We start from the raw sequence: 2,952 nt of genomic DNA, 5'->3' as shown, positions 1-2,952 counted from the left end.
GTTGAAGGCCTTGGCTAGCAAAGGTCTTTTTCATGAAGTCATCCGTGAAACCAAGCCGCGCGTGCGCATGGACTGTGCGCAATTCTTCAAGATTATGCGCAGCAAAATCGACGATGACTAATCTGCCACCAGGCGCAAGCGTACGGATGGCCTCCGCTATCACGGCCTCGGGATGCTGTGCGTAGTGCAGGACTTGGTGAAAAATGACCGTGTCAAATTCAGCGTCGCCTACGGGCAACATGTTAAAATCGCCAAGCTTAATATCGACTTTATTCGCGATATCTGGGCTTAGATTTGCAATCTTCGCTCGCGCCAGTCGAAGCATCTCGGGACTATTGTCGACAGCCACAAAACGCTCCGAGGCCCCCGCAAATAATTCTACGATGCGTCCAGTGCCGGTTCCCACATCTAGAAAACGTCCCAATGGCGCGCTGTGGAGGATGTGTGCCAACCGTGCTTCAACTTCCGAATCGGCGATGTGCAGTGATCGAAGAGAATCCCATTCATCAGCATGTGCAGAAAAATAAGCTGCGGCCATATCGGTCCGGGCGCTGCGTACTTCATCAAGCCGAAGCACATCGCGCTGAAATGCCTTGCCCTGCGATACATCTGCCTCGGCCAATAAGGATGCGATGGGACTATCGGTCAATATTGCAGCAGGCCGCAAAAACACCCAGCTTCCTTCCTTACGCCGCTCAAGAAGCCCGGCCTCGTCCAATATTCTAATGTGGCGTGAAACGCGGGGCTGGCTTTGGTCCAAAATTTGGACCAACTCACCCACAGACAGTTCCAAGCGCAGCACCAAAAACGCGATTCGCAAGCGCGTCGGATCGGCCAAAGCCCGCATGATATTGAGCAAATTCATCATTTGAGATACATATAAAGAATTCTTTATATCGTGTCAATCAGTCCAAATCCCGCATATTTTCTACCGTTAAGGTAGAGATTGGCGAGAAATTGTTATGGGACAATATCAAACTGTAAAAAAGCGCATTGCCACCGAATTGTGAACAAGCTAGAGGACTTTTCGCAGGCAAGCTGTAATTGTTGTGGCGTGCCTGTCAGGTTTTCATAAGTTTTGCTAGGGGGTTTCCCATATGAAGAAAATTGCTATATCTCTCGTTCTTGCCGCTTCGCTCGGTTTGGTTGCTTGCTCAAAGGCTGAAGAAGCTCCAGCAGCAGAAGCAACCGCCACAGAAGCTCCAGCAGAAGCTGCTGACGCTGCTGTAGAAGGCGCTGCACCTGCTGCTGACGCTGCTGCTGCACCTGCTGCTGACGCTGCTGCAGCACCTGCCGATGCGGCAGCTGCTGCTGGTGCACCTGCAGAAGCTGCGAAAGAAGCTGCGAAGTAATATTCGCGCTTTTTAGCTAAAGCTATTGATAAGGGCCGTTCGGTTTACAGGACGGCCCTTTTCTTTGTCTGAATTGCCCAGATACTGACAATCCATGTCAGGCGTCATCAACCCATAAAATTACTGGTCGTGATATGTGGCAGTCGTGCGCGACACAAATTGCATGAACCCCATACGCTGCGGGATGGATGCTGTTGTACTGCCCATCATGATTGCTAGCGCATAGCGCGTCCCATCGGGCGCCGTCATAATTCCAATGTCGTTATAGCCCGTTGAAACAGGCGACAATATCTGTCCGGTCCCCGTTTTATGCAAAAAGCGCCAGCCTGCAGGTACCCCCGCCTTCATACGATTTGGCCCGCTTGATGTGCGTGACATGATCCCCAAGATAAGCCTAGTTGATGCTGGCGACAGCAACTCTCCTTTGGCCAACCTGGCAAGAGCACGGACAATTGCCTCGGGACTTGCCCCATCGATCGGGTTGGCGAGATAAAGATCGAGTGCAGCTTTGCGCTTCGCCATCGGCACCATGTTACGCGCTGCATAAAACCTATTACCAAGCGAATATTCCTGACGCCAATCAAGCCCAGCAATACCGCTTTGCAACAAACGTTCGCCTGGACCAAAGCGGATAGCCCCCAAATTCTTTCGCGCCAAAAAACTTTGAACCGCTTGGGGGCCGCCAGCCGTGCGCAAAAGGGAGTCATTCGCGGTATTGTCACTCGCTATGATAGCCTGCTCGAGTAAAGCGAGTACGGTCGCCTCAATCCCACCATTGGAGATCACACGGTCGCGAATGGGTTGATGAAAAACCGCCAGATCATTAGGTGTAATGCGTATCTTTTGGTCAAGGCTGACTTTACCTTGATCGACCAAATCCAATATAGTCAACGCCACCCATGTTTTGGATACGCTTTGCTGCGGGAACAAATCTGTCGCCCGTTGGCCAGTTATCCATTCGCCGCCATCTATGCGCATGATAGCGACACCGGTACGGCCTGGAAAAATCCGCCATTGCTCCCGCACCAGATTTTCAAGACCAATAGGCGCATGCCGATTGAGTGGCCGCTTTGGAGCGGCCGGCGCAACGGGCGCTGCAGAATGCGGTATTCGAGTTGACGGGGTGGGATTGGCCTGTGGCATTGGCTGCTGCACACCAACACATCCCGACAAACTAGCCAACAGCGCCAACGATACCATGCCAAAACGCAGCAGATTTTTAGCGCGCCGTTCGCCAAATTTTTCCACCCGAACCATGATCGGTCGATAGGGCAGAGCTTTGGCGGATGACATCGTTAATGCTGATATTTGCGATGAACGATTCCCCTGCGTCGACGAGGCGATGGGCACCGAACCTTAGAAGGGTTATTTACATAATTCAGCCGCGGCCGCGATATGGCTGAACCCCTTGATCTGGCAACCACAAACCCTTGGGAGACTCGCCGGATTGCCAAAACACATCAATGGGTATGCCGCCGCGCGGATACCAATAGCCACCAATGCGCAGCCAATGCGGCTTCATCTCCGAAAACAGGCGCTGGCCAATGCCAACGGTGCAATCTTCGTGAAAAGCGGCATGGTTGCGGAACGAGCCCAAGAA

3 protein-coding genes and 1 pseudogene are annotated in these 2,952 nt (G+C 52.5%); 1 reads left to right on the top strand and 3 read right to left on the bottom strand.

What is annotated here, in order from left to right; genetic code table 11:
* On the bottom strand, positions 1-868 hold an 868-nt coding region (locus ACIQ2T_RS12985; protein ID WP_397591169.1), incomplete at its 3' end, for an ArsR/SmtB family transcription factor.
* A 229-nt stretch (positions 869-1,097) separates the two neighbouring features.
* On the opposite strand from ACIQ2T_RS12985, the gene ACIQ2T_RS12980 reads away from it, so the two are divergent.
* Positions 1,098-1,352 (top strand): circumsporozoite protein, encoded by a 255-nt coding sequence (locus tag ACIQ2T_RS12980; protein ID WP_397584251.1) that lies wholly within the window; start codon positions 1,098-1,100, stop codon positions 1,350-1,352.
* 120 nt (positions 1,353-1,472) lie between these two features.
* Here ACIQ2T_RS12980 and ACIQ2T_RS12975 read toward each other — a convergent pair whose 3' ends face one another.
* Both ACIQ2T_RS12975 and ACIQ2T_RS12970 read right to left on the bottom strand, forming a co-directional pair.
* A complete protein-coding gene (locus ACIQ2T_RS12975; RefSeq protein ID WP_397591168.1) occupies positions 1,473-2,645 on the bottom strand; it encodes a serine hydrolase in 1,173 nt (390 codons plus the stop codon).
* A gap of 85 nt (positions 2,646-2,730) precedes the next feature.
* Positions 2,731-2,952: pseudogene (locus ACIQ2T_RS12970) on the bottom strand (NADPH-dependent 7-cyano-7-deazaguanine reductase QueF); the annotation flags it as partial.

The organism is Sphingorhabdus sp. (assembly GCF_044357595.1).
Classification (GTDB): Bacteria; Pseudomonadota; Alphaproteobacteria; order Sphingomonadales; family Sphingomonadaceae; genus Sphingorhabdus_B.
The sequence above is the reverse complement of the archived record's forward strand: the minus strand, read 5'-3'. Positions and strand labels throughout refer to the sequence as shown.

Excerpts from the sequence above, each read along its gene's own strand:
- ACIQ2T_RS12980 (WP_397584251.1), top strand. The coding sequence starts at position 1,098 with ATGAAGAAAATTGCTATATCTCTCGTTCTTGCCGCTTCGCTCGGTTTG.
- ACIQ2T_RS12975 (WP_397591168.1), bottom strand. The coding sequence starts at position 2,645 with ATGTCATCCGCCAAAGCTCTGCCCTATCGACCGATCATGGTTCGGGTG.